The following is a 24022-nucleotide window of genomic DNA, read 5'->3' on the forward strand; positions in this document are numbered from 1 at the left end:
ACAGGCAGTCGGCCCCGGATCACCCGAGAGCTTCGCGGGGAATGGCCGGTTCGTCTGACAGGGCAACCGTGCCCGCCTGCGTCGGGGCAAGTTGACAGGTGGCTGATCCCTGCCGATTCTGCGCCGGGGGTGCACGCAGCCAATTGCGGTGGCGGGCGGGGGCGGCTATTCAACCGCCATGAAATTGTTACAGGCCATCCTTTTTGCAAGCTTCACGGCCACGTCGCTGAGTGCGCATCCGCATGTCTTTATTGATACGGGATTCGAGTTGATCGTGGATGGTGACGGGCGGCTGACCCATGTGCGGGTGATTTGGGAGTATGATGAGCTTTATTCGCTGTTGATCACCGAAGACCTGGGGTTGGACGGCGATGGCGACGGGGCATTGACGTCAGCCGAGATTGCCCAGCTAAGAGGGTTTGACATGCATTGGGTCGAAGGTTTCAACGGTGATCTCGTGATCGAAACCGGGGAGCGCCGTGTTGCGCTTTCTGGCCCGCAGAGCTTTACCGCCAGCTTTGCCGATGGGCGCGTCACCTCGACCCATCTGCGGGCGTTTGAGCAACCGCTAATGCCGGGCGAAGTGGCGACGCTCAGACCTTATGATGCGACCTATTATACGGCCTATGATGTCACCCGCCCCGTGATGGTCACGGGCGGAGGCAGTTGCAAGATCGACGTGATTGTCCCGGAAATGAATTCCGGCTTGATCGAGCTGCAAGAGCAGCTAGCCGGGCTTGATGCCGAGACAGACCCCAAGGATGCCGGATTGCCCGAAATCGGCGCACAATTGGCCAACAGCGTTATTGTCACATGCGACGCGCCCTGACACTGGCGGCGATTGCCGTCTTGATTGGTCTTTTGGCGATGTGGTGGACCGGCGGGTTTGATCGCATTGCCTATTGGGCGGCGGGCCAGCAACGCGCCTTTCAAAACACCATCGCCAGCGGATTGCGTGCGGCCCGTGCGGGGCAAGCGGGCGCGGTGGTGGCCTTGCTGTCGGCGTGTTTTGCTTATGGCGTGGTGCATGCCGCCGGGCCGGGGCATGGCAAGGTGCTGATCGGCGGCTATGGTATGGCAAAGGGCGTGTCGATGTTGCGGTTGGGGCTGATCGCCTTGGCTTCGTCGCTGGGGCAGGCGGTGACGGCCGTGGTGCTGGTTTATACGGGTGTGTTGGTGCTTGGACTTGGGCGCGAAACCATGGTGGGGGCGACCGAAGCGGTGATGGCGCCGGTAAGCTATGGGGCGATTGGGCTGATCGGGCTGTGGTTGGTGTGGCGGGGGGTGCGGCATATGCGGCCTGCGCCAGTGCAGGATCATGGGGATCATCACGACCACAACCACGATCACGACCATAGCCACGACCACGGTGCGGCGATCTGTTCAAGCTGTGGCCATGCACACGGGCCGACGATTGCCGAGGTCGAAAACGCCAAGACCCTGCGCGAGACGTTGGCGTTGATTGCGAGCATCGCGGTGCGCCCCTGTACCGGGGCCTTGTTCGTCTTGATCATCACCTGGCAGATGGGCATTGCCGCGCTGGGGATCGCGGGGGCCATTGCCATGGCGCTGGGCACAGCGGTGATCACGATTTCCGTCGGGATGGGCGCGGGCGCGTTGCGCGGTGGCATGTTGGCCGGGTTTGCCAACTCGCCACGCGCGGCGATGATGGGGGCGGTGATCGAGGTTGCCGCCGGTGGCCTGGTGGCACTGCTTGCCTTCGGGTTGCTTATGCGGGCGCTTTGACGCCGGATTACTGCTCGAGCAGGGCGCGGATGATTGCACGGCCACTTTCGCTGTCCCATTCGGCATCGCCGGTCATGCGGGCGATTTCAAACCCCTGCCGGTCGAGCAGAACCGTGACCGGAAGGCCCAGCACGCCCATCTCGCGCGACAGCGCCTGTTTCGCGTCTGTGGCTAGTGGCAGGTTTTCGACGCCGATTTCGTCAAAGAATTTCTTCATTGCCTGCGGCGGGTTGCGCCCGGTGGCGATGGTAAGCACTTCGAAATTGTCTCCGGCAAAGTCTTTCTGAAGCGCCTCTAGCCCTGGCATTTCCTTGCGGCAGGGCGCGCACCATGTGGCCCAGAAGTTCAGCAGGACATAACGCCCGGCGTGATCGGCCAGCGTAGCACTGGCGCCGTCAGCGGTGGTATAGCTTTCCTTGCCTGCCGGTTTCGGCGCGGGGTGGAAGGCGAGCTTTTTCAGCGTCCCCTCGCGCAAGGCTTCCAGTTCGGAGGCGTTTTCGAGGGTTGCCGGGATCGGCTGGGCCGGGTCGCGCAGGGCGACATATCCAACGGATGCAATTGCGATTGCGGCAATCGCGGTATAGATCAACGCGGAACGCGACATGACATTTCCTTATTCCCGGGGCCCGATAGAGACCATGACCGACAAAACCAGCAACGCAATGTGGGGCGGCCGTTTTGCCGCCGGACCGGACGCGATCATGGAGGCAATCAACGCCTCGATCGGATACGATCAGCGGATGGCAGCGCAGGACATTGCCGGCTCACGTGCCCATGCCGCCATGTTGGCCGCCACAGGCATCGTGAGTGATAGCGATGCCGAAGCGATGAGGGAAGGCCTGCTCACGGTGTTGTCAGAGATCGAGGGCGGAAGGTTCGAATTTTCCGCTGCTTTGGAAGACATTCACATGAATGTCGAGGCGCGGCTGAAAGAAGTGATCGGCGAGGCGGCGGGACGGCTTCACACGGGGCGGTCGCGCAACGATCAGGTGGCGACCGATTTTAAGCTCTGGGTGCGTGATCAGATTGACGCGGCGATTGCCGGGATTGACGCGTTGATCGGCGCGTTTCTGGATCAGGCCGAAGCGGGGGCCGATTGGGTGATGCCGGGCTTTACCCATTTGCAGGTCGCACAGCCGGTGACATGGGGGCATCACATGATGGCCTATGTCGAGATGTTGGGACGGGACTGTTCGCGGTTTGCGGATGCGCGCGCACGGATGAACGAAAGCCCGTTGGGTGCGGCGGCGCTGGCGGGGACATCTTTTCCGATTGATCGCGAGATGACGGCAGAGGCACTGGGGTTTGATCGGCCGGCGGCGAATTCGCTGGATGCGGTTTCGGATCGTGATTTCGCGTTGGAATTCTTAAGCTGTGCCAGCATTTGCGCCGTGCATCTGAGCCGGTTTGCAGAAGAATTGGTAATTTGGTCTTCGGCCCAGTTCCGCTTTGTTACCCTGTCGGACCGGTTTTCGACCGGCTCGTCCATCATGCCGCAGAAGAAGAACCCGGATGCGGCGGAATTGATTCGTGCCAAGATCGGGCGGATTTTCGGGGCCAATGTCGCCCTGATGATGGTGATGAAGGGTCTGCCGCTGGCTTATTCCAAGGACATGCAGGAAGACAAGGAACAGGTGTTTGACGCCGCTGACAACTTGATGCTGGCGCTGGCGGCGATGACCGGAATGGTCAAGGATATGTCGGCCAATCGCGCAAGCCTTGAAGCGGCGGCGGGTGCTGGGTTTTCGACCGCAACCGATTTGGCAGATTGGCTGGTGCGCGCGCTGGGCCTGCCGTTTCGCGACGCGCATCACATCACCGGCAGCCTTGTGGCATTGGCCGAAAGCCGGGGCTGTGATTTGCCCGATCTGAGCCTTGAGGATATGAAGGGTGTGCATGGCGCGATTACCGAGGATGTGTTTTCGGTGCTTGGCGTGCAAAACTCGGTGGCCTCACGCACGTCTTATGGTGGCACGGCGCCAAGCGAAGTGCGTGCGCAGATTGCCAGATGGCGGAAGGAGAGGGGATGATACGGGTTTTGTTCGGGTTTTTGCTGTTGGCCGGGGTGGCGGGCTGTGGCGCCGATGGTGAACCGGTGCAGCCTTCGGTGAATACCTCGGTGAGCGTGGGCACGAATGGTGTTTCGGCAGCGACCGGCGTGGGCTTGCGCAAGGGGCCGTTGAGTATCGGGTTGGCGCTCTGATCTGAGCCGATGGCGCCGGGGTGGAGGGCAGGATGCCTTCGGCGAGGATATTTTAAGCAAGATGAAGGGCCGGGCGCTTTTCAATATTGGCGCTATTCGCTAAAGCGTCCGCCGAAATCCTGAAACACAGCTTTTGGCGGGATGCAGCGGAAGATATGAACGTTGCATGCGCCACGCCGCGATCTGATTCTCGGGTCAAAGCCGTGGCGCTTGATGGGGCTGCGATAGCCAGCAGAGAGGCGCGATGGACCATTTTCTTTACCGCGACGGCGCGCTTTTCGCCGAAGATGTGGCGGTGGCCGAAATTGCTGCGGCTGTCGGCACGCCGTTTTATTGCTATTCCTCTGCGACGCTGGAGCGGCATTATCGTTTGTTTGACGAGGCGCTTGAGGGCGTCGAGCATCTGGTTTGCTATGCCATCAAGGCGGCATCGAACCTGGCCATTCTGAAGCTTCTGGGTGATTTGGGCGCCGGGATGGATGTGGTCTCGGCCGGGGAATATGCGCGCGCGCGCGCCGCCGGTGTGCCGGGCGAGCGGATTGTTTTTTCCGGTGTGGGCAAGACCGAGGCCGAGATGCGCATGGCGCTTGAGGGTGGGATTCGCCAGTTCAACGTCGAATCCGAGCCGGAATTGGAGCGGTTGAATGCGGTCGCGCTGAGCCTTGGCGTAAAAGCGCCGATCACGCTGCGGGTGAACCCGGATGTCGATGCCAAGACCCATGCCAAGATCGCGACGGGCAAGAGCGAGAACAAGTTCGGCATTCCGATTGCCAAGGCGCGCGCGGTTTATGCCGAGGCGGCGGCGATGGAGGGTTTGGAGGTTATCGGGGTTGATGTGCATATTGGCTCGCAACTGACCGATCTGGAACCGTTTCGCCAGGCCTATGAGAAGGTCGCGGCGCTGACCGAGGTCTTGCGCGCGGATGGGCATGATATTCGCCGTCTCGATCTGGGGGGCGGGCTTGGCATTCCTTATACGCGTTCAAACGAGGCCCCCCCCTTGCCGCTGGAATATGGCGCGATGATCAAGGAAACACTGGGCCATCTGGGCTGTGAGATCGAGATTGAGCCGGGGCGGCTGGTGGCCGGAAACGCGGGTATCCTGGTCTCGGAAGTGGTTTATGTGAAAGAGGGTGAGGGGCGCGATTTCTTGATTCTGGACGCGGCGATGAACGATCTTTTGCGCCCGGCGATGTATGATGCGCATCACGATATCATTCCCGTGATTGAGGCCGAAGCAGGTGCTGAACCGGCGCGCTATGACGTTGTGGGGCCGGTGTGTGAGAGTGGCGATACCTTTGCGCGTGGGCGCGACATGACCGCGCTCGTGGCAGGGGATCTGGTAGCGTTTCGCAGTGCGGGGGCTTACGGCGCGGTGATGGCCAGCGAATATAATTCCCGCCCCCTGATCCCAGAGGTTCTGGTGCGGGGTGATCAATTCGCTGTCATACGGCCACGTCCGAGCTTGGAAGAAATGCTTGGACGCGATAGCATTCCCGAGTGGCTCTGACGCGGTGCGCGCGTCGGGGTTTATCCTGAGGTAGTCACACGCCAGATCAACTCGGAGGCACGCCGATCGACGCCAAAGCCCGCAAATCTGCCCTCAAACGCCTGCGCTGGCCACTTGGACTGACGCGGGCCGGACTGTTGGCCGAACGGATCACGCGCGGTTTTTGGCCGCTGTGGTCGGTGGGCTTTGTGGTGATTGCGGCGCTGATGCTGGGGCTGCATGAGGTGTTGCCGCTTGGGGCCGTGTGGGCGCTGGGCGCGCTGGCGCTGGGAGCGGTTGTGTGGTTCGGGGTGCGCGGCCTGCGGTTGTTTCGCTGGCCACGCCAGAGCGAGGCGCTGGCGCGGCTGGATGCGACCATGCCGGGGCGCCCGATAGGGGCCATGCTCGACAATCAGGTGATTGGGTTTGATGACCCCGCTTCGCGCGCCGTTTGGGCCGCGCATCAGGCGCAGATGCGCGAACGCGCCGCGGCGGCGAAGCCGGTGGCGCCCGATCTGCGCATCGCGTCGCGTGACCCTTTCGGGCTGCGATTCATGGCGGTGCTGGCGTTACTGGTGGCGCTGTTGTTCGGTTCGCTCTGGCGGGTTGCCTCGGTGAGCGAGTTGGGCGTTGGCCTCGGGCCTGCGCAGGCGGCGTCGGGGCCGAGCTGGGAAGGGTGGATCGAACCGCCGGGCTATACCGGGCTGCCGGTTCTTTACCTCAATGATCTTGCCGAAGGGGCATTGAGCGCGCCTTGGGGGAGTCGCATCACGCTCAGGCTATATGGCAAGCCGGGGGCGATTTCAGTGAGCGAAACGGTTTCGAACCGGCCCGACGTTGCCGATAGGTCGGCTGACGGGGCCGGGGTCATGGCGCAGGATTTCACGCTGGAGCGCTCCGGCACGCTCAGCATTGACGGCGAGGGCGGGCGCAGCTGGGAGGTTGCGGTACTCGCCGATTTGCCGCCCGAGATTGACATTACCGGCGAGGCCGAGGCCAGCGCGGTGGGGGCCTTTACCATGCCGTTTGTCGCCAGCGACGATTACGAGGTGGTCTCGGGGCGGGCGTTGATTACGCTTGATCTGGAGGCGATTGATCGCCGCTATGGCTTGGCGCGCGCGCCTGAACAACGCCCGGCGATTGAAGTGAACCTGCCTATGCCAGTGGTGCGCGGGCGTGATGATTTCGAGGAGGTTCTGGTCGAGGATTTCAGTCAGCATCCATGGGCCAACCTACCGGTGAGCATCACCCTTTTGGCGCGCGATGCGGCGGGTAATGAAGGCGAGAGCCCGGCGCACTCTCTCAAACTGGCGGCGCGCAAGTTTTTTGATCCGCTGGCCGCGGCGGTGATTGAACAGCGCCGTGATCTTTTGTGGAACCGAGAGAACGCTGCACGGGTCGCCCAGGTGTTGCGGGCGGTGTCGAACCGCCCCGGCGATGTGTTTCGCAAAGAGACCAGCTATCTTCGGTTGCGCCACACTCTGCGACGGCTGGAGACGGGTATAACCATCGGGTTGGACGATGCGCGGCGCGATGAGATTGCCCAGTCGCTCTGGGAATTGGCGCTGCAACTGGAAGACGGCACGTTGGCGGATGCGTTGGAGCGGATGCGGCAGGCGCAGGAGCGTTTGAGCGAGGCGATGAAGAATGGCGCCTCGGACGCCGAGATTGCCCGACTTATGGAAGAATTGCGCGAGGCGACGCGCGATTATATGGCGCAGCTTGAGCGCCAGTTTGCCGAGGAAAATCAAGGTGATGGCACCGATCAGCCGGATCAGGGCAAGCGCGACGAGAACATGACGGTGATGAACCAGGATGATATCCAGCGCATGATGGATCGCATTCAGGAGTTGATGGAACAGGGCCGCATGGCTGAGGCGCAACAGGCCTTGGACGAGTTCCAGCAGATGATGGAAAACATGCGCATGGCCGAAGGCCAGGGCGGCAAGGGGCAATCGCCCGGCCAGCAGGCGCTGGAAGGGTTGGGCGACACCCTGCGGGGGCAGCAGGGGCTGTCGGACCGGGCGTTCCGCGATCTTCAGGAACAGTTCAATCCGAACGCCAATGCGGGAGAAAACCAAGGCAACGAAGGCCGCTCGGGCGGCCAGGGCCGGGGCCAGAGCCATGAAGGGCAGGGCGATGGACGCGGTCAGGCGCAGGGTGAAGGGGAAGGCCAATCGCCCGGTCAGTCCGAAGGTGAGGGCCAGCAGCAAGGGGCCGGCGAGGGCGGGGTGCAGCCGTTGGAGCAATCGCTGGCCGAGCGGCAGCGTGCCTTGCGCCGCCAACTCAGCGAGCAGCAACGCGGATTGCCGGGGGCGGGCACGCCAGAGGGCGATGCGGCGCGCGAGGCGCTGGATCGCGCCGGACGTGCCATGGACGGCGCCGAGGACGCGCTGCGCCAAGACGATCTGGCCGAGGCGATCGACAAGCAGGCCGAGGCGATGGAGGCGCTGCGCGACAGTATTCGCAGCCTTGGTGAAGCGTTGGCGCAGGGCGAACAAGGTACCCCCGGTCAACAGGGCCAGTCGCAAGAGAATTTCGCCGGTGGTGGCGGGCGCCAGTCGGATCCTCTGGGACGTAATCTGAACGGCAGGCCGGGGGTGGATGACGATATGTTGCAGGGCGAGGATGTCTATCGCCGCGCGCGCGATCTTTTGGATGAGATTCGTCGACGCACGGGCGATCAGAGCCGCCCCGAGCCTGAGCGCAACTATCTCGAACGGCTGCTTGATCGGTTCTGAGGCAAGCGCGCCGGGTGTGGGCGGTTTCACCTCTGGATCAAGCGTTTGCGCGATTGGTGCGACGCGCGTTTCAGGGGGGCGTGCGCGGTGCTGTCGGGCCTTGGTAGCAAGGGTGCGGGCGCGATGGTGAAGTGGTTTTGATGACGGGATTTTCGGGGCTGGAGAGGAAATCTTTGCAGGCTCTGCCGCCGGGTCGCAGGTGATGAAGGGGCGGTTTTTTGAAGACCCAAAGCACCAGATTGTGCCGGAATCTGGATGATATGCCCCAAAAATTCCATATTTCTGTGGAACAACAATCCCTATCTGCGCGCCCCAATTAATTGAGTTAACTGATATGAAGCACCTTGGTGATCCCGGAGACATTGGCGAAAACGATATTGCAATCATTGGTATGGCGACGCATGTGCCGGGGGCGTCAACGATTGCGCAGTATTGGGAAAACCTGCGCAACGGGGTCGGCTCGATCCGCCGATTGAGCGAGGAGGAGTTACGCGCTGCCGGGGTGTCCGAGGCGTTGATTGCGCGGCCTGATTATGCTCCCTTTGCCGCACCTCTGGACGGATTCGAGATGTTTGACGGGGATTTCTTTGGATTCAGCCCCAAGGAAAGCGCCATTCTGGATCCGCAACACCGCCAGTTTCTGGAAGTCGCCTGGGAGGCGATGGAAAACGCGGGCCATGTGCCGGAAAACACCGACGGGCCGATAGGGGTTTTTGCGGGCTGCGGGATGGGCAGCTATTTCTATTTCAACATCTGCTCAAACCCCGGTTTGGTGGCTGATACTGGCATGTTCCTGCTGCGCCATACCGGCAATGACAAGGATTTCATGGCGACACGGGTGAGTCATGTATTTGACCTCAAAGGCCCGTCGATTTCGATGCAGACGGCCTGTTCTACGTCCTTAGTGGCCACGCATTATGCGGCGCAATCGTTGCTCAATGGGGAATGCGACTTTGCGCTTGCCGGGGGGGTGACAATCGAGTTTCCCCAAGGGCATGGGTATGTCTTCAAGGAAGGTGAAATCCTGTCGCCTGACGGGCAATGTCATGCGTTTGATGCGCGCGCGGAGGGCACGGTTTTCGGGTCGGGCGCGGGCTGTGTCGTGCTGCGCCGATTGGAAGACGCGATCAGGGATGGCGATCATATCTGGGCGGTGATCAAGGGCTCGGCGGTGAACAATGATGGTTCGGCCAAGGCCGGATATCTGGCGCCGAGTGTGGACGGGCAGGCGGCGGCGATTGCCGAGGCGCAGGCGATTGCAGAAGTGTCGGCGGATAGTGTGGATTATGTCGAATGCCACGGAACCGGCACCTATCTGGGCGATCCGATTGAAGTTGCTGCCCTAACCGAAGCATTTCGCAAGACCACGGATGAGACGGGATTCTGCCGGATTGGCAGCGTGAAAACCAACATCGGGCACCTTGATACGGCGGCCGGGGTGGTGAGCCTGATCAAGGCGACGCTGGCCTTGGAGAACAAGGAATTTCCGCCGAGTTTGGGGTATGAGACGCCCAATCCGATGATTGATTTTGAGCATTCACCGTTTGTTGTGAATGACCGGCTGACACCTTGGGAGCCGCGTAAGGGGGTGCGCCGCGCCGGGGTGAATTCGCTGGGTGTTGGGGGGACCAATGCGCATGTGGTGCTGGAAGAAGCGCCTGTGCGTCCTGCCAGCGAGGAAAGCGACTGGCCGTTTCAATTGCTGGTGGTGTCGGGGCGCACCAAGGCGGCGCTTGATGCGAATGCCAAGGCGCTGGCGGCACATTTGCGTGGGTCGGATGAGCCGTTGGCCGATGTGGCATGGACCTTGAAAGAGGGGCGCAGAGCGTTTGAGAAGCGGCGCGTTCTGATTGCAGAGACTGCGACGCAAGCGGCTGACTTGCTGGAAGAAAACGATCCGCGAAAGGTGTTTGAACATGCTGTGGTCGGGGATGACCCCGACATGGTGTTCATGTTTCCCGGAGGTGGTGCGCAATACGCGGGTATGGCGCGCGATCTCTATGAGACGGAACCGGTTTTTGCCGAATGGATGGACAGGGGCTTGGCGGTTTTGCAGCCCTTGATTGATTTTGACTTGAAGGCGCTTTGGCTGCCCGAACCGGGGCAGGAGGCGGCGGCGGATGAGGTGCTGAAGCGGCCATCGGTGCAATTGCCGCTGATCATGATGGTTGAATATGCGCTGGCGCAGCTCTGGATCAACTGGGGTGTGAAACCGGATGTGCTTGTCGGGCATTCGATGGGCGAGAATACGGCGGCCTGTCTGGCCGGAGTGATGTCGTATGAGGATTGCATCGGTCTGGTGCATCTGCGCGGGACGCTGTTTGATACGGTGCCGGAAGGCGGAATGCTGGCGGTATCGCTACCCGCTGAGGAATTGCGTGGATGGTTGGGCGACACGCTTGATCTTGCGAGCGTGAACGGGCCGGGGTTGAGCGTGGCATCGGGGCCGCAGGCGGCGCTGGAGGATCTGCAAAAGCGGCTTGAGGCTGCGGATATTGATTGCCAGCGTGTCGCCATCGACATTGCGGCACATAGCAGGATGCTGGAGCCGATCTTGGGGCGGTTTGGTGATTACCTGCGTGGAATTGAGCTAAAAGCTCCGCAGATACCGATCGTGTCGAACCGCACGGGCGAGGTTTTGAGTGATGTTGACGCGATGGACCCGGAGTATTGGGTGCGCCATCTGCGTGGCACCGTGTTGTTTGCCGATTGCATCAACCATCTGAGCCAGCAGACGTCGCGGATTTACGTTGAAATGGGGCCGGGGCGCGCGCTGAGTTCGCTGGCGGCGCAACATGCGGATGTGGCGCGGGGGCAGGTGATTTCCGCGCTGCGTCACCCGGCGGATGATGTTGCGGATGATGCCTGGTTCATTGCGCAGTTGGGCCGGGTCTGGGCCATGGGGGGCGGGTTTGACTGGAGCCAGATCTGGGGCGCGGCGCGGCGCAATCGGGTTGTTTTGCCGACCTATGCGTTTCAGCGAAAACCCTATTTCATCGAACCCGGAGAGAACCGGCAAGCGGAGGAGCCAAGCCATCTGATGCGTCAGCCCGCGTTGGAGGATTGGGGTTACGCGCCGCATTGGAAAGCGGTGGCTGCCGATTGTGATGTTGATATCGAGACGCTGGAAGGGGCCACCCAAGAACGCTGGCTGGTGTTTGTAGATGATACCGGGTTGGGGCGCAGTGTTGTCGAGCGGTTGCGTGCGGCGGGGCAGGATGTGGTTACGGTGCGCGCCGGTGATGCCTTTGGTCGCGATGGTGAGGGCGGTTTTGTGCTGTCGCCCGAGCGGGGCCGCGAAGGGTATGATCTTCTGGTTGAGAAGTTAGCGGCAAGGGATTGGTATCCCACGAAAATCGCGCATTTCTGGCTGGTTACGAAAGGCGAGGGGCATCGGCCCGGATCGTCGTTTTTCCATCGCAATCAGGAACAGGGGTTTTATGCGCTGATGTTTCTGGCGCAGGCGATCGGTGAGGCGGATTGGCCCGCGCTTCATATTGACGTTTTGACCAGCGGGGCGGCGCAAGTGAAGGGCGAGGCCTTGGCCTATCCCGAAAAGATGACAGTGCGCGGGCCGGTCAAGGTTATCCCGAAGGAATTGCCGGGGGTGACCTGTTCGACGCTTGATCTGGAATTGCCGACGGGCAAGCGCGCGGATTTGGGCGAGATCACTGGGCAGGTGCTTGAAGAGCTGTTTGCTGTGCCAGGCAACCGGGTTGCGGCGCTGCGCGGGGCGCGGCGATATGAACAGCAGTTCCGCGCCATGGCGCTTGAAAGCGACGCGCAGGATACGCATTTGCGCGACAAGGGCGTTTACCTGATTACCGGCGGGTTTGGTGGCATCGGGCTGACGTTGGCCGAGCGGTTGATCCGTGACCATGAGGCGCGCGTTGTGTTGATGGCGCGCTCGGCGCTTCCGCCGCGTGATGACTGGGCCAGTTGGGTGCTTCGCCACGGCAGCCATGACGCCACATCCCAGCGGATTGCAGCCGTAAAGCGGCTGGAGTCGCTGGGCGGGCAGGTGATGGTCACGGTGGCCGATGTGTCGAATGTCGAGGAAATGCGCGGTGCGATGGAACAGGTGCATATGCGCTTTGGACCGGTCAACGGCGTCATCCACGCCGCCGGCGTGATTGCGGATGAACCGCTTTTGACCAAGAGCCCGAGCACGGTTGAGGATGTTTTTACGCCCAAGATTCATGGCGTTCAGGTGCTTGATGAAATCTTCGATGATGGTGAGTTGGATTTCCTCGTGCTGTTTTCGTCAACCTCGACGGTGACGGGGCCAGCGGGGCAGATCGACTATGTTGCGGCCAACGAATACCTCAATGGCTATGCCAAGGCCCGCGCGGGCGGCAAGACCCGCGTTCTGGCGCTGAACTGGGGCATTTGGGCCGAGGTGGGCATGGCAGCCGAGGCCTTGGGCGTCTCAAAGGCCGAGCCGGACCAAAGCGAAACCCCGGTGGCGCAACCGCTGTTGGGTGTGGCGGGGTTTGATCGGCAGGGCAACCGGATGTTCCGGCGTGAATTGAGCGTGAAAGATTGGATTGTGGGCGAGCATCGCACCAAGGACAACAAGGCGTTGATGCCCGGCACCGGCTATCTTGAGATTGCCGCGCAAGCCATGGAAGCGCAGGGCGAAACCGGCGGGTTTGAAATTCGTGATCTCTATTTCCTGCGGCCTTATGATGTGGCCGAACACGACACGCGCGAGATGCGCGTGACGCTGGAACGCAACGAATTGGGCTATGATCTCAGCGTGATGGGCGCGCGCGAAGTTGCGGGGCGCAAGGGGTTTGAGACCAATGCGCAGGCGGTGTTGTCGCTTTTGCCGCTGGGTGCAGCGGGGCAATTGGACTTGTCGGCGCTGGAGGCGCGGTGCGCGCGGGTGGAAACGGCAGCGGCGGGGCGTTCGCTGCGTTCACCCCAGGAGGCGCATCTGAATTTCGGGGCGCATTGGCGGGTGTTGCGCCGATTGGCGTTTGGCGACGGCGAAGGCGTTGCGCATCTGCGTTTGGCCGATGGGCTGGATGAGGCGGGGTATCACTTGCATCCCGGTTTGCTCGATCTCGCGACCGGTTGGGCGATGGGGTTGATTGACGGGTATGAGGCGGACCATCTTTGGGTGCCGGTGTCTTATGGGGCGGTGCGCGTCTATCGTGATCTGCCCGGCGAGGTGGTGTCTTGGGTGCGCAATGCGGGCGACAACCGCGCCGAGGCGGGCGCGGCGAATTTTGACGTCACGATCTGCGATAGCCAAGGCAATATCTGTGTTGAAGTGCATAATTTCTCGATCCGGCGGATGGAGCCTGGGGTGGCGCTGATTGCTGCGCCCAAAGCTTCGGAATTGATCTATCCCGATGCGGATGCGAACCGCCCGCTATCTCCTGCCGAGGAGCGGTTGCGCCATAACCTGTCACAAGGGATTAGGCCCGATGAGGGGGCGGAGGCGTTCGTTCGTGCCCTGGCGATGGGGCAGAGCCAGGTGGTGGTTTCGTCGCTTTCGCTGGATGATCTGGTGCGTCAGGCCGAGGTGGAAAGCAGCGTGAAAGAGGAGGGGCAGACTTTTCAGCGGCCTGATCTGGAGAATGAATTTGTCGCGCCGGAAGGGGCGGTTGAAGAGAAGCTGGCGCAATTCTGGGGCGGGCTTCTGGGGGTCGAGCAGATTGGGGCAGAGGATAACTTCTTTGATCTCGGCGGGCATTCTCTGATCGCTGTGCGGCTTTTTGCGATGGTCAAAAAAGAATGGGCCGTGGAGTTTCCGATCTCGGTATTGTTTGAGGCGCCCACGATTCGGGCGTGTGCAAAAATGATTGTAGCAGAGGGTGTTAGCGACGAAACTTCGAGCGATACATCCGAAGAAAGGCGCAAGCCGCCGGAACGGCGATTTACCCATCTGGTGGCGATGCATCAGGGCGAAGGCGGGGCGCGACGCCCGTTCTTTCTCGTTGCGGGGATGTTCGGCAATGTACTGAACCTGCGTCATCTGGCGCATCTGTTGGGGGCGAACAGGCCGTTTTATGGGTTGCAGGCCAAGGGGTTGCTTGGCGAAGATGAACCGCATCGCGACATTGCGCAGGCCGCAAGTGATTACCTGAAAGAGATGCGACAGGTGCAGCCCAAGGGCCCCTATATGTTGGGCGGTTTTTCGGGTGGCGGGATCATCGCCTATGAGATTGCCCAGCAATTGAAGGCGGCGGGCGACGAGGTGGCGATGTTGGTGATGCTTGATACGCCATTGCCGCAGCGCCGGTCATTGTCGCGACGGGACCGGCTGGCGATTCAAGCGCAGGAGTTGAAGGCGGGTGGGTTGCAGTATCCGTTTAAATGGGCCGCGCGCAGGGTTGCCTGGGAGTTCGAGAAACGCCGCAAGAGGGATGTGCAGCCGGTTGAGAACGCCGAGGTTTCTTTCCACAACACGACGATAGAGCAGGCATTCCTGGAGGCGGTTGCGGCGTATGATTTGCGCTCGTGGGATGGTGCGCTGACGCTGTTCCGTCCGCCCTTGCAGGGCAAATGGGAAGTGGCGCCGGGGCGCTGGGTCAATTCGGAGCGTGCCTATGTCACGCCCGACAATGACTGGACAGCCCATGCTCCCTTGATCGAGGTGATCGAAGTGCCCGGAGACCACGACAGTATGGTTCTGGAGCCCAATGTGCGGGTTTTGGCGGCCCGCATGAAACGGTGCATTGAAGACGCGGAGAATCCGGGCGCGCGCGCGGGGCGCGTGGCGGCCTTGCCGGTGCACTCAAAGGCGGCGGGGTGAACAATATGGCGCAAGTCCTGGTGATTATCCTCAATTACAAAACAGCCGAGATGACTTTGGCCGCTGCCGAGGCCGCAATGCGTGAAATGTCTGATATTGATGGTGAAATTTTGATCATCGACAATGACAGCGGCGATGGTTCGTTTGAAACTTTGCAGGCGGGGGTCGCACAAAAGGGTTGGGACATACGCGTGCTGCAATCGGGACAGAATGGCGGATTTGGGGCGGGCAACAATTTTGGCATGCGCGCGGGGATGCGCGATGGGACGGTGCCAGAGTATTATTATATCCTGAATTCCGATGCGTTTCCCGATCGCGGAGCGATCCGGGCGCTGGTCGAGCATCTGGAGGGTAACCCGGAGGTCGGGTTTGCCGGGAGCTATATTCACGGCCCCGAGCGTGATGCGCATGTGACGGCGTTTCGCTTTCCCTCGATAGCCAGCGAGTTTGAGGGCGCGGCAAGGTTTGGACCGGTGACGCGGATGCTGGCCGATCATATGGTGCCGCTGCCGGTTCCAAAGGAAACGACGGCCGTGGATTGGCTGGCCGGGGCGAGCCTGATGATGCGGGCCGAGGTGCTTGACGAAATTGGCCAGTTTGATGAGGCGTTTTTCCTCTATTATGAGGAAACCGATCTGTGCCGTCGCGCCGCCAAGGCCGGGTGGGCGACGCATTATGTGCGTGAGAGCGAAATCACCCATATCGGGTCGGTCTCGACGGGGATGAAGGATTGGACGCGGGTGCCAGAGTATTGGTTTGATTCGCGCTGGCATTATTTTTCGAAAAATCATGGGGTTGCCTATGCTTGCGCTGCCACGCTGGCGCATTTGGCCGGGGGGGTGATTCACCGGTTGCGGGTGCTTTTGCAAGGCAAGGATCGGGGCGATCCTCCGGGGTTCTTACGCCACCTTCTGTGGCATGATCTGCGCGCGCTTTTCAGACCTGTGAGGGGGGCTGTGAAAGACAACGAAAACACGCTGAAGCTGGGCGTGCTTGGGGAAAGGACTTAACCTATGACTGCTCAATCCTATGTCGTGATCGGCAATGAAAGTCTTGCCGTTCAATGTAGTGAAAAACTGCTGGAACGGGGCGGGAGGCTTGGCGCGATTGTGACGCGCAACGCCGATGTCGCGGCATGGGCAGAGGGTCGGGGGGTGATGGTTGTTGCCCCGGGAGAGGGGCTGGCCGAGCGGCTTGAGGGCGTGGCGCATGATTGGTTGTTGTCGATTGCCAATCTCGACATGCTGCCCGAGGCGGTTTTGGCGTTGCCCCGACGTGGGGCGGTGAATTTTCATGACGGGCCTTTGCCGGCCTATGCGGGGCTGAATGCGCCGGTTTGGGCGATGTTGGCGGGGGAAACCCGCCATGGCATCACCTGGCATATGATAGAGGCCGGTGCGGATACCGGCGCGATTGTTGCGCGTGCCGGGTTTGACATCACGTCTGATGATACGGCGTTGACGTTGAACACCAAGGCCTATGAGGCCGGAATCGGATCGTTTGAGGAGGTGCTCGACAAGCTGTCGATGGCAGAGGTTCCGGTTGAGGCGCAGCCCGCAAGCGGGCGCAGCTACTATGGCAAGGCCAAGCGGCCAAGTGGGGCCGGACGTTTGGATTTTACCGGCGCGGCGTCGGATGTGGTGCGCGTGGTGCGTGCGCTGGATCACGGACCATATTGGAATCCGCTGTCGGTGGCGAAAATCGAGGTTGATGGCCGGGTTCTAGCCGTCGGCCATGCGGCGGAGGAGGAGCCTTTGGGCGAGGCCGCGCCGGGCACGGTGGTTAGTGTCGATGATCAGGCCATTCGCGTGGCCTGTGGGCAGGGCACGGTGATGTTGTCGGACATAACGGCGCTTTGCGGTGGCGAGATTGTTTTGGCGGCTTTGCTGGCGCCTGGGGATGTGCTTGCGCCGCCGGATGGCGCGGAGCGTGCGATGCTTGATGCGGCAATGACAGAGGCCGCGAAGGGCGATGCGCATTGGCGGGCGCGGTTGCGCGAGTTGGTTCCGGCTGAGTTGCCGGGGGCGGCGGGCGAAACAGGGGAAACGCGCGAAATCACGCTTGATCTGGGGGGGGGCGGAGAGTCAGCGCTCAGACTGGCAACGGGGCTTGTGGCGGCTTTGGCAGAGACTGGCGTTGCGGATCTGGCCTTTGGTGGCGGGCAGGCAACTGCGCCGGGTTATGCGAGTTCCTGGGTGCCGGTGCGCTTTGGTGACGATCTGAGCATTGCGCGCAAATGGCCCAGTTTTGCGCTTGATATTCAATCGCGCGACCCGGAAATCGGGCGTGTCGAGATGCCCATGATCGGGATTTCCGAGGGCAGTATGGTTGAGGGGACAGCGATAACCTTCACACCCGAGCGGCTTTATTATGATGCGGGGAAAGTCAGCGATGATCTGGCGGCGCTTTGGGCGCGGCGGTTGGAGCATCTGAGCCGGGTTGAGGGGGTTGAAGATATGGCCCCCGCCGAGATGCCGGTGATGCCCGAAAGCGAACGCAAGTTGGTTGTGGAAGATTGGAACGCGACGGTGGTGGCGTTTGATGCGGATTTGTGCGTGCATCAGGCGTTTGAACGGCAAGTTCTGGAGACACCAGATGCGGAAGCCTTGGTGTTTGAGGGCGAAAGCCTGAGCTACGCAGCACTCAATGCGCGAGCCAACAAAGTGGCGCATGTGTTGCGCGACATGGGGGTGCAACCCGGAACTCTGGTGGCGCTGGCGAGTGAGCGGAGTTTGAACCTTTTGATCGGGGCGCTGGGGATTTTGAAGGCGGGGGGGGCTTATGTGCCGCTGGACCCGGGTTATCCGGCGGATCGGCTTGCGCTTTATCTTGAGGACAGCGCCGCACCTGTGGTTGTGACCACAAGCACGGTGGCGGGTGATCTGCCGACGAGCACGGCTGCGCAACTGGTGCTGGATCGCGATGCGCGGATTGAGGCGGCATCGGAGGAGAACTGTGATAGCGGGGTGGCCGGGAGTGATCTGGCCTATCTGATCTATACCTCCGGTTCGACCGGTAAGCCCAAGGGTGTGATGGTGGAGCATCGCAACGTGGCGAATTTCTTTGCCGGGATGGATGAGCGCATACCGCTTGAAGAAGATTCTGTCTGGCTGGCGGTGACGAGCCTTAGCTTTGATATTTCGGTGCTGGAGCTTTTCTGGACGCTGGCAAGGGGTTTTAAGCTGGTGCTGAGCGGCGATGAGAGCCGTTCATTGGTAAGCAACGGGCGGATCGCCATGACCGGAAAGGGCATGGATATCGGGCTGTTTTACTGGGGCAATGACGATGGGCCGGGCAAGCAGAAATATCATATGTTGCTTGAGGGCGCGAAATTTGCCGACGCGCATGGGTTTTCTGCGGTCTGGACGCCCGAGCGGCATTTTGCGGCCTTTGGCGGGCCGTATCCAAACCCGGCGGTGACCGGTGCCGCCGTGGCGGCGGTAACAAAGAATATCGCAGTGCGCTCGGGGTCGGTTGTGGCGCCGCTGCACCATCCGCTCAGGATTGCCGAGGATTGGTCGGTGATCGACAATCTGACCAACGGGCGCGCGGGGCTGGGGATTGCCAGCGGCTGGCAGCCGGATGATTTCGTGCTGCGCCCGGAGAATGCGCCGCCCAACAACAAGGTGGCGATGTTTGACACGATCGAGAAGATCCGCGCGCTGTGGCGGGGCGAGACGGTGGAATTTCCCAACGGTGCGGGTAAGGATTGTGCGACGCTGACGCAACCGCGGCCCGTATCAAAGGAATTGCCGATCTGGCTGACCATTGCGGGCAACCCGGACACTTGGCGCGAGGCGGGTGAGATCGGCGCCAATGTGCTGACGCATTTGTTGGGCCAGTCGATTGACGAGGTGGCCGGCAAGATCAAGATCTATCATCAGGCGCTGCGCGACAATGGTTACGACCCTGAGGATTTCAACGTCACGCTGATGCTGCACACTTATGTCGCCGAAACCCGCGAGAAGGCGCGTGACGTGGCACGCGGGCCGATGAAGGAATACCTGACTGCGGCAGCGGTTCTGATCAAGCAATATGCCTGGACCTTCCCGGCCTTCAAGCGGCCCAAGGGGGTGGATAACCCGTTTGAGCTGGATCTGGAGGTTTTGACCGAGGAGGATATGGAAGGCATTCTGGAGTTCGCTTTCCAGCGCTATTTCGAGGATAGCGGGTTGTTTGGCACGGTTGAGGATTGTCTTGACCGGGTGGAGCAGCTCAAGCGGATCGGGGTGAGCGAGATAGGCTGTCTGATCGACTATGGCATCGCGCCTGAATTGGTCTTGGAGGGTCTGAAACCGCTGGCCGAGGTACATCGGCGCGCCAATGAGGCGGTGGGCGTGGCGGAGGATGATTTCTCGATTGCGGCGCAAATCGTGCGCCACGGTGTGACGCACCTGCAATGCACGCCCAGCCTTGCGCGGATGATCGCCATGAACGACGAGGCGCGCATGGCGCTGGGCCGGGTGAAGCATCTGATGATTGGCGGCGAGGCCTTGCCGGGAAGTCTGGTGGGTGAGTTCGGCGAGATCACCGATGCGACGATTGAGAACATGTATGGGCCGACCGAGACCACGATTTGGTCGACGACGGAACGCGCCGCGTTGGGCGAGTGTGTGGTCAATATTGGCAAGCCCATTGCCAATACGCAGGTCTATGTTCTGGACGCCGCCGGTGCGCCGTGCCCTGTTGGTGTCGCGGGGGAGCTTTTCATCGGCGGGGCAGGTGTGACGCGTGGCTATTGGCAGCGTGACGGGCTGACGGCAGAGCAATTTGTCGACAACCCGTTCCATGGCCAGCGGATGTATCGCACAGGTGATCTTGTGCGCTGGCGCGCGGATGGCAAGCTCGATTTCCTTGGGCGGGCGGATCATCAGGTCAAGCTGCGCGGGTATCGTATCGAATTGGGTGAAATCGAGAGCCGGTTGGAGGAACAGCCGGGCGTGCGTCAGGCTGTTGTGTTGGCGCGCGAGGATACGCCCGGTGATATGCGACTGGTCGCTTATGTGTTGGCCGAAAGTCGGTTTGACGAGGCGGGGGTGAAGAAAGCCTTGGCCGTGAACTTGCCAGACTTCATGATCCCCAGCCAATTCGTGCGGCTTGATGCATTTCCGCTGACTCCGAACAAGAAGGTCGACAGAAAAATGCTGCCCGCACCAGCGCAGGTGATGGCGCCAGTGCAGGCGTCAGAAGTCAAGCTGCATGAGGCGGGTTCGGTCGAGGCCAAGATTTCTGCGGTGTGGAACCATGTGCTTGGGGTTGAGCGGATCGGAGCGAAAGACAGCTTCTTTGATCTGGGCGGGCATTCGCTCTTGGCGGTGCAGGCGCATCGCGAAATCCGCGAACTCTGTGGGGTGCCGAAACTGGCGATCACGGATATTTTCCGCTTTCCCAAGCTCTCGGCGCTGGCGCAGCGCGTGCGCGAGTTGAGCGATGGAGGGGAAACACCGAACCCGAAACCCGCAAAAATGCCGGAAACCGAGGCCACGCAGAGCGATACCGTGTCGCGGCGGCGTGAGATGCGCGCAAAACGGCGCATGGCGAAGACCTGAGCGGCGCGGTGGAAAGACAGCAGAACGCGGGGTTGGAAACCGCGTTCAGGGCGATTTTGCCTGCGGGCATCGCCCTTGCGGTGGAGGGACTGGAACCGCCTCTGAAAGAGGGGGATGTGTTTGCAGCCGAAGCGGCGGCGATGGCGCGCGCGGTTCCCAAGCGGCGGGCAGAGTTTTTTGCGGGTCGGGTTGCGGCGCACCGCGCGATGCGGGCGCTGGGGCATTCACCTGGGCCGGTGACAATGGGCGAGGATCGTGCGCCGGTCTGGCCCGCCGGGCTGGTCGGTTCGATTTCGCATTGCAGTGATACCTGCGTCGCTTTGGTGGCCGAAGCGGCGCGATATCGCGCCGTGGCGGTGGATATTGAACCCGATACCGACCTGCCCGACGATGTGATCGACACGATCTGCTTACCATCCGAGCGGATGAACCTGCCAAAACAGGGCTGGGGCCGGATGGCGCGGCTTATCTTCTCGGCCAAGGAAACGGTTTATAAACTGCAATATCCGATAGCCAGAAAAATGTTGGAATTCAGCGATGTAGAGGTCGTTGTAGATGTTGTGAACGGCAAGTTTGAGGCACGTGTCTGTGTTCCGCTGGGGCCGGATTTTTCGGCGCAGGGGTTTGCGGGGCATTTCGGGCGTGCGGAAGGTAAAGTATTCTGCGTGATGTTTAGTCTGTAATGTATTGAAAAATAACAGTTCCACACAAATTTGAAGGCGAGTTCGTGTTGCGCGATGTGAAACACATTGTTTCTGTCAAATTCGTGAAAAAAGTGGCAAAATCTGGGCATATGCACTAGGTTGGCAAGGTCCGAACCAAAGACGACAGTGCTGGCTGTCTGGTGGGAGGCATTCCCGGCCTTTGGCTGCGGTAAATATTAGCCAAATTCCTGCGGGGGCAGGGAATTTCGCATCAGATACGGGGTTTGGACAATGGGCCAGATTCAATCGGTTGGAGATTTCCTGAACATGATGCGGCGACGCATCGTGCTGATCTTGGCCGTGATCATTCTTGGCAGCGCCTTCTCGATCTGGTGGACACTTGGGCAGCCCCGGATTTATGAGGCGACGGCCGTTGCACAGATCGAAAGCCCCACAGTCGCAGACCCGGCAGCGAGCGGCGCGGTAACCGCGAACCCCGCCGACCACAGATTGCGAATCCTCGAACAGAAGCTGATGGCGCGTGACAATCTCACGGCCATGGTGGAGCGTTACGGTCTCTACCAAGATACTGATTTTTCGGCGGGCCTGAAGGTGGCGATGCTGCGGGAATCCGTGCGCATTACCCAGATTACGGACCCGAATGCAGGGTGGGGTGCGCAGCGTGTGCCAACGGGCATGATGATCACGGTCAACCATGGTTCGCCTGAAACTGCGGCGGCGATGGCAAATGATTTTCTGGAACAACTGGTTAATCTCAACCGTCAGAGACGGTCCTCGGCGACGCTTCAGAATCTTGAGTTCTTCAAGGGGGAAGCCGCCAGGGTCGAGGCGGAAATGGCCGCGCTGGAGGCCCGGATTGCCGAGTTCAAGGAGAAGAATGCGCTCTATCTTCCGGAAGGAGTTGCGGCGCAGCGGGCTGAATTGGGCACCTTGAGAACAGCGCTTCTGGACATCGAACAGAAACTGATTGAGCTGGATGCGAGCCGAACCCGACAACGCGCCGAGGTGATTGAACGCCAAAGCACCCTGTTGCGCGAGCAGCAAGCCCTGATCCAGTCGAGAATTAACGAGATCAATGGAGCGATAGACAGTGCGCCCGAAGTGGAGCGACAGTTTGGTATCCTGACGCGTCAGCTCGACCAGTTGAAAGAACAGTTTACCATCATAACGCGCAGTGCCACCGAAGCCGAGATGGGCCAGCTTTTGACGAGCCAGGACCAGTTCGAGCGCATCGAGGTGCTTGAAAGCGCGCTTGTGCCGGAAAACCCGGTGTCGGGGTCGCGCAAGAAGAAGGTGGTTCTGGGCGCATTCCTGAGCGGGGTTCTGGGGGTCGGTCTGGCGTTTGTTCTGGAGACGTTGAACCCGGTGATCCGCACGCCCGCACAATTGGAACGTCAGCTTAACGTCAAGGCTGTTGTGGCCATTCCCAAATTGACCGTGCCCGGAGAACGCCGTCGAAAACGGATCTTGTGGTTGACGATTCTGGCGGGGCTTCTGGCGCTTTTGTGGAGTTTCGCGGGTGTGGTGAAAGAGGCGGTGAGCGGTCTGGTGAATATGCTCTCAAGCCTGCAAAGCAAGGCGTGATTACTCGGACGGGAAGATTCCGGCCCTGTCCCAAGGCGCTATTTGAAGTCGAAATGCGCTAGTAGTTATAGGTATATCCGAGCCGGGTTTCACCTTCGGCCTGATTCAAGACGACACCCAGCAGGGGGACTTCTTCGCCTATCCGGCGCATGGATTCGTGGATTTCTTCGGCCGTGGTGGAGCCGCCACCGACGACCATCAACACGCCATCAAAGTGTTTGCGAAACGCGATCACGTCATCAAAGGCCAGCGCGGGCGGCAGATCGTAAAGCACCACATCGGGCGCCAGCTCTTTCACCATCCGCTCAAAGGCGGCGTCGGCATGCGGGTCCTGAAACAGCTCGGCTGCGTAGGGTTCGATGCGGTCATTGAGGCCAACGGCAAGGTTGCTGCCGATATTCAGCGCGTTGCGGCCAAGCCGTTTGAAAAAGGTGGACGGGTTGGCGGTTCCTTGCAGGAAATCGCCCATGCTGCCGGGGTTTGATGCCCCCAGAACCTGCGCCACCGACGGGTTGCGCATATCCATGTCCATGAGCACCGTGCGGTTGGTTTCATAACGCGACAGCGAAATGGCAAGGTTAACAGAGGTGAAGGTTTTGCCACAGTCGCGCGTCGGCGAGGTGATCGCGACGCGCTTCCAATCGTTTTCGTAGAGGGTCTGAACCAGCCGGGTGCGCAACACGTCAAACGCGCCATGCGCAGGATCGTGCCGGCCGGCGGTGATGATGAGATTGCGTTCAAGATGCGCCGGGTCGACCGGAATCGAGCCGAGTTCCGCCCAGATTTTATCTGGGTCGATGGTCGGATTCTTGGCCGGGGCGGATTCAGGTGCGTTTTCTTGGTCACGGATGATCGTAGGGGAGGCCAGCGGAGTGTCCGTGACTGGCAAAGGCGCGGGGGGCGTTTGCGTCTCGGAGTCCGACGGTTCTGCCAAGGTATCGGTTTCGTCTTGCGGGTCCGGCAGGTGGTTTTCGGGCTTAGGGGGCTGGCTTGTCGTGGGCGCTTGGGCGTCTTCGGCAAGGTCTTGGTCGGATATGCTGCTTGTTTCGGTGGGCTCTGCTTCCAGATCGAGATCGCTCAGCGCATCGGGCGGGGGCAGGGCGTCGTCTTGGACATTCTCGATCGCTTCTGAGCGGGGCGCGTTTGGGTTTGCAGCAAACTCAGCAATCAGGCGCGCGCGCTCTTTCGAATCGAGCCGCGGGCGGGCTTTGCGGGTGAAGGTTGGGCGCTTTTCAGACATGGCTGCGCACATTGGGCAAACCCAATAAATCACGGTTGG

At 60.8% G+C, this 24022-nt stretch carries 13 protein-coding genes; 11 read left to right on the top strand and 2 right to left on the bottom strand.

Annotated features, from left to right (window positions below):
• Positions 1-178: 178 nt before the first annotated feature.
• Positions 179-829: a DUF1007 family protein gene (locus tag LZG00_06905; protein ID MCF3593725.1), complete on the top strand. Its 651-nt coding sequence runs from the start codon at positions 179-181 to the stop codon at positions 827-829.
• Positions 814-1746, top strand: a complete 933-nt coding sequence (locus tag LZG00_06910; GenBank protein MCF3593726.1) for a hypothetical protein — start codon at positions 814-816, stop codon at positions 1744-1746. The genes LZG00_06905 and LZG00_06910 overlap by 16 nt, the downstream gene beginning before the upstream one ends.
• Positions 1747-1753: 7 nt before the next feature.
• Here LZG00_06910 and LZG00_06915 read toward each other — a convergent pair whose 3' ends face one another.
• Complete coding sequence (locus tag LZG00_06915) at positions 1754-2350, bottom strand: TlpA family protein disulfide reductase (protein MCF3593727.1); 597 nt, start codon at positions 2348-2350, stop codon at positions 1754-1756.
• Between the two features lie 34 nt (positions 2351-2384).
• On the opposite strand from LZG00_06915, the gene argH reads away from it, so the two are divergent.
• The 9 genes from argH (at position 2385) to LZG00_06960 (ending at position 22743) form a co-directional block, all read left to right on the top strand.
• Positions 2385-3776 carry an argininosuccinate lyase gene (gene argH / locus LZG00_06920; GenBank protein MCF3593728.1) on the top strand — a complete coding sequence of 464 codons (1392 nt, stop codon included), beginning with the start codon at positions 2385-2387 and terminating at the stop codon, positions 3774-3776.
• A complete protein-coding gene (locus LZG00_06925) occupies positions 3773-3949 on the top strand; it encodes a hypothetical protein (protein ID MCF3593729.1) in 177 nt (58 codons plus the stop codon). The genes argH and LZG00_06925 overlap by 4 nt, the downstream gene beginning before the upstream one ends.
• A 244-nt stretch (positions 3950-4193) precedes the next feature.
• A complete protein-coding gene (gene lysA / locus LZG00_06930; protein MCF3593730.1) occupies positions 4194-5459 on the top strand; it encodes a diaminopimelate decarboxylase in 1266 nt (421 codons plus the stop codon).
• 137 nt (positions 5460-5596) lie between these two features.
• Positions 5597-8179 (top strand): TIGR02302 family protein, encoded by a 2583-nt coding sequence (locus LZG00_06935; GenBank protein ID MCF3593731.1) that lies wholly within the window; start codon positions 5597-5599, stop codon positions 8177-8179.
• Positions 8180-8513: 334 nt separating this feature from the next.
• The gene (locus LZG00_06940; GenBank protein ID MCF3593732.1) at positions 8514-14945 is read left to right on the top strand and encodes an SDR family NAD(P)-dependent oxidoreductase; all 6432 of its coding nucleotides are present in this window, start codon (positions 8514-8516) and stop codon (positions 14943-14945) included.
• Between the two features lie 5 nt (positions 14946-14950).
• Complete coding sequence (locus LZG00_06945) at positions 14951-15955, top strand: glycosyltransferase family 2 protein (GenBank protein ID MCF3593733.1); 1005 nt, start codon at positions 14951-14953, stop codon at positions 15953-15955.
• A gap of 3 nt (positions 15956-15958) precedes the next feature.
• Entirely contained in the window at positions 15959-20494 is a 4536-nt protein-coding gene (locus LZG00_06950; protein MCF3593734.1) for an LLM class flavin-dependent oxidoreductase, read from the top strand.
• Positions 20495-20502: 8 nt separating this feature from the next.
• Positions 20503-21177, top strand: a complete 675-nt coding sequence (locus tag LZG00_06955) for a 4'-phosphopantetheinyl transferase superfamily protein (GenBank protein ID MCF3593735.1) — start codon at positions 20503-20505, stop codon at positions 21175-21177.
• 252 nt (positions 21178-21429) lie between these two features.
• Complete coding sequence (locus LZG00_06960; GenBank protein ID MCF3593736.1) at positions 21430-22743, top strand: chain-length determining protein; 1314 nt, start codon at positions 21430-21432, stop codon at positions 22741-22743.
• Positions 22744-22801: 58 nt separating this feature from the next.
• Here LZG00_06960 and LZG00_06965 read toward each other — a convergent pair whose 3' ends face one another.
• The gene (locus LZG00_06965; protein ID MCF3593737.1) at positions 22802-23983 is read right to left on the bottom strand and encodes an exopolysaccharide biosynthesis protein; all 1182 of its coding nucleotides are present in this window, start codon (positions 23981-23983) and stop codon (positions 22802-22804) included.
• Positions 23984-24022 lie beyond the last annotated feature (39 nt).

It is taken from the genome of Rhodobacteraceae bacterium LMO-JJ12, assembly GCA_021555075.1.
Taxonomy (GTDB): domain Bacteria; phylum Pseudomonadota; class Alphaproteobacteria; order Rhodobacterales; family Rhodobacteraceae; genus JAKGBX01.

Excerpts from the sequence above, each read along its gene's own strand:
- lysA (MCF3593730.1), top strand. The coding sequence starts at position 4,194 with ATGGACCATTTTCTTTACCGCGACGGCGCGCTTTTCGCCGAAGATGTG.
- LZG00_06925 (MCF3593729.1), top strand. The coding sequence starts at position 3,773 with ATGATACGGGTTTTGTTCGGGTTTTTGCTGTTGGCCGGGGTGGCGGGC.
- LZG00_06950 (MCF3593734.1), top strand. The coding sequence starts at position 15,959 with ATGACTGCTCAATCCTATGTCGTGATCGGCAATGAAAGTCTTGCCGTT.
- LZG00_06945 (MCF3593733.1), top strand. The coding sequence starts at position 14,951 with ATGGCGCAAGTCCTGGTGATTATCCTCAATTACAAAACAGCCGAGATG.
- LZG00_06910 (MCF3593726.1), top strand. The coding sequence starts at position 814 with ATGCGACGCGCCCTGACACTGGCGGCGATTGCCGTCTTGATTGGTCTT.
- LZG00_06905 (MCF3593725.1), top strand. The coding sequence starts at position 179 with ATGAAATTGTTACAGGCCATCCTTTTTGCAAGCTTCACGGCCACGTCG.
- LZG00_06915 (MCF3593727.1), bottom strand. The coding sequence starts at position 2,350 with ATGTCGCGTTCCGCGTTGATCTATACCGCGATTGCCGCAATCGCAATT.
- LZG00_06965 (MCF3593737.1), bottom strand. The coding sequence starts at position 23,983 with ATGTCTGAAAAGCGCCCAACCTTCACCCGCAAAGCCCGCCCGCGGCTC.
- argH (MCF3593728.1), top strand. The coding sequence starts at position 2,385 with ATGACCGACAAAACCAGCAACGCAATGTGGGGCGGCCGTTTTGCCGCC.
- LZG00_06960 (MCF3593736.1), top strand. The coding sequence starts at position 21,430 with ATGGGCCAGATTCAATCGGTTGGAGATTTCCTGAACATGATGCGGCGA.
- LZG00_06940 (MCF3593732.1), top strand. The coding sequence starts at position 8,514 with ATGAAGCACCTTGGTGATCCCGGAGACATTGGCGAAAACGATATTGCA.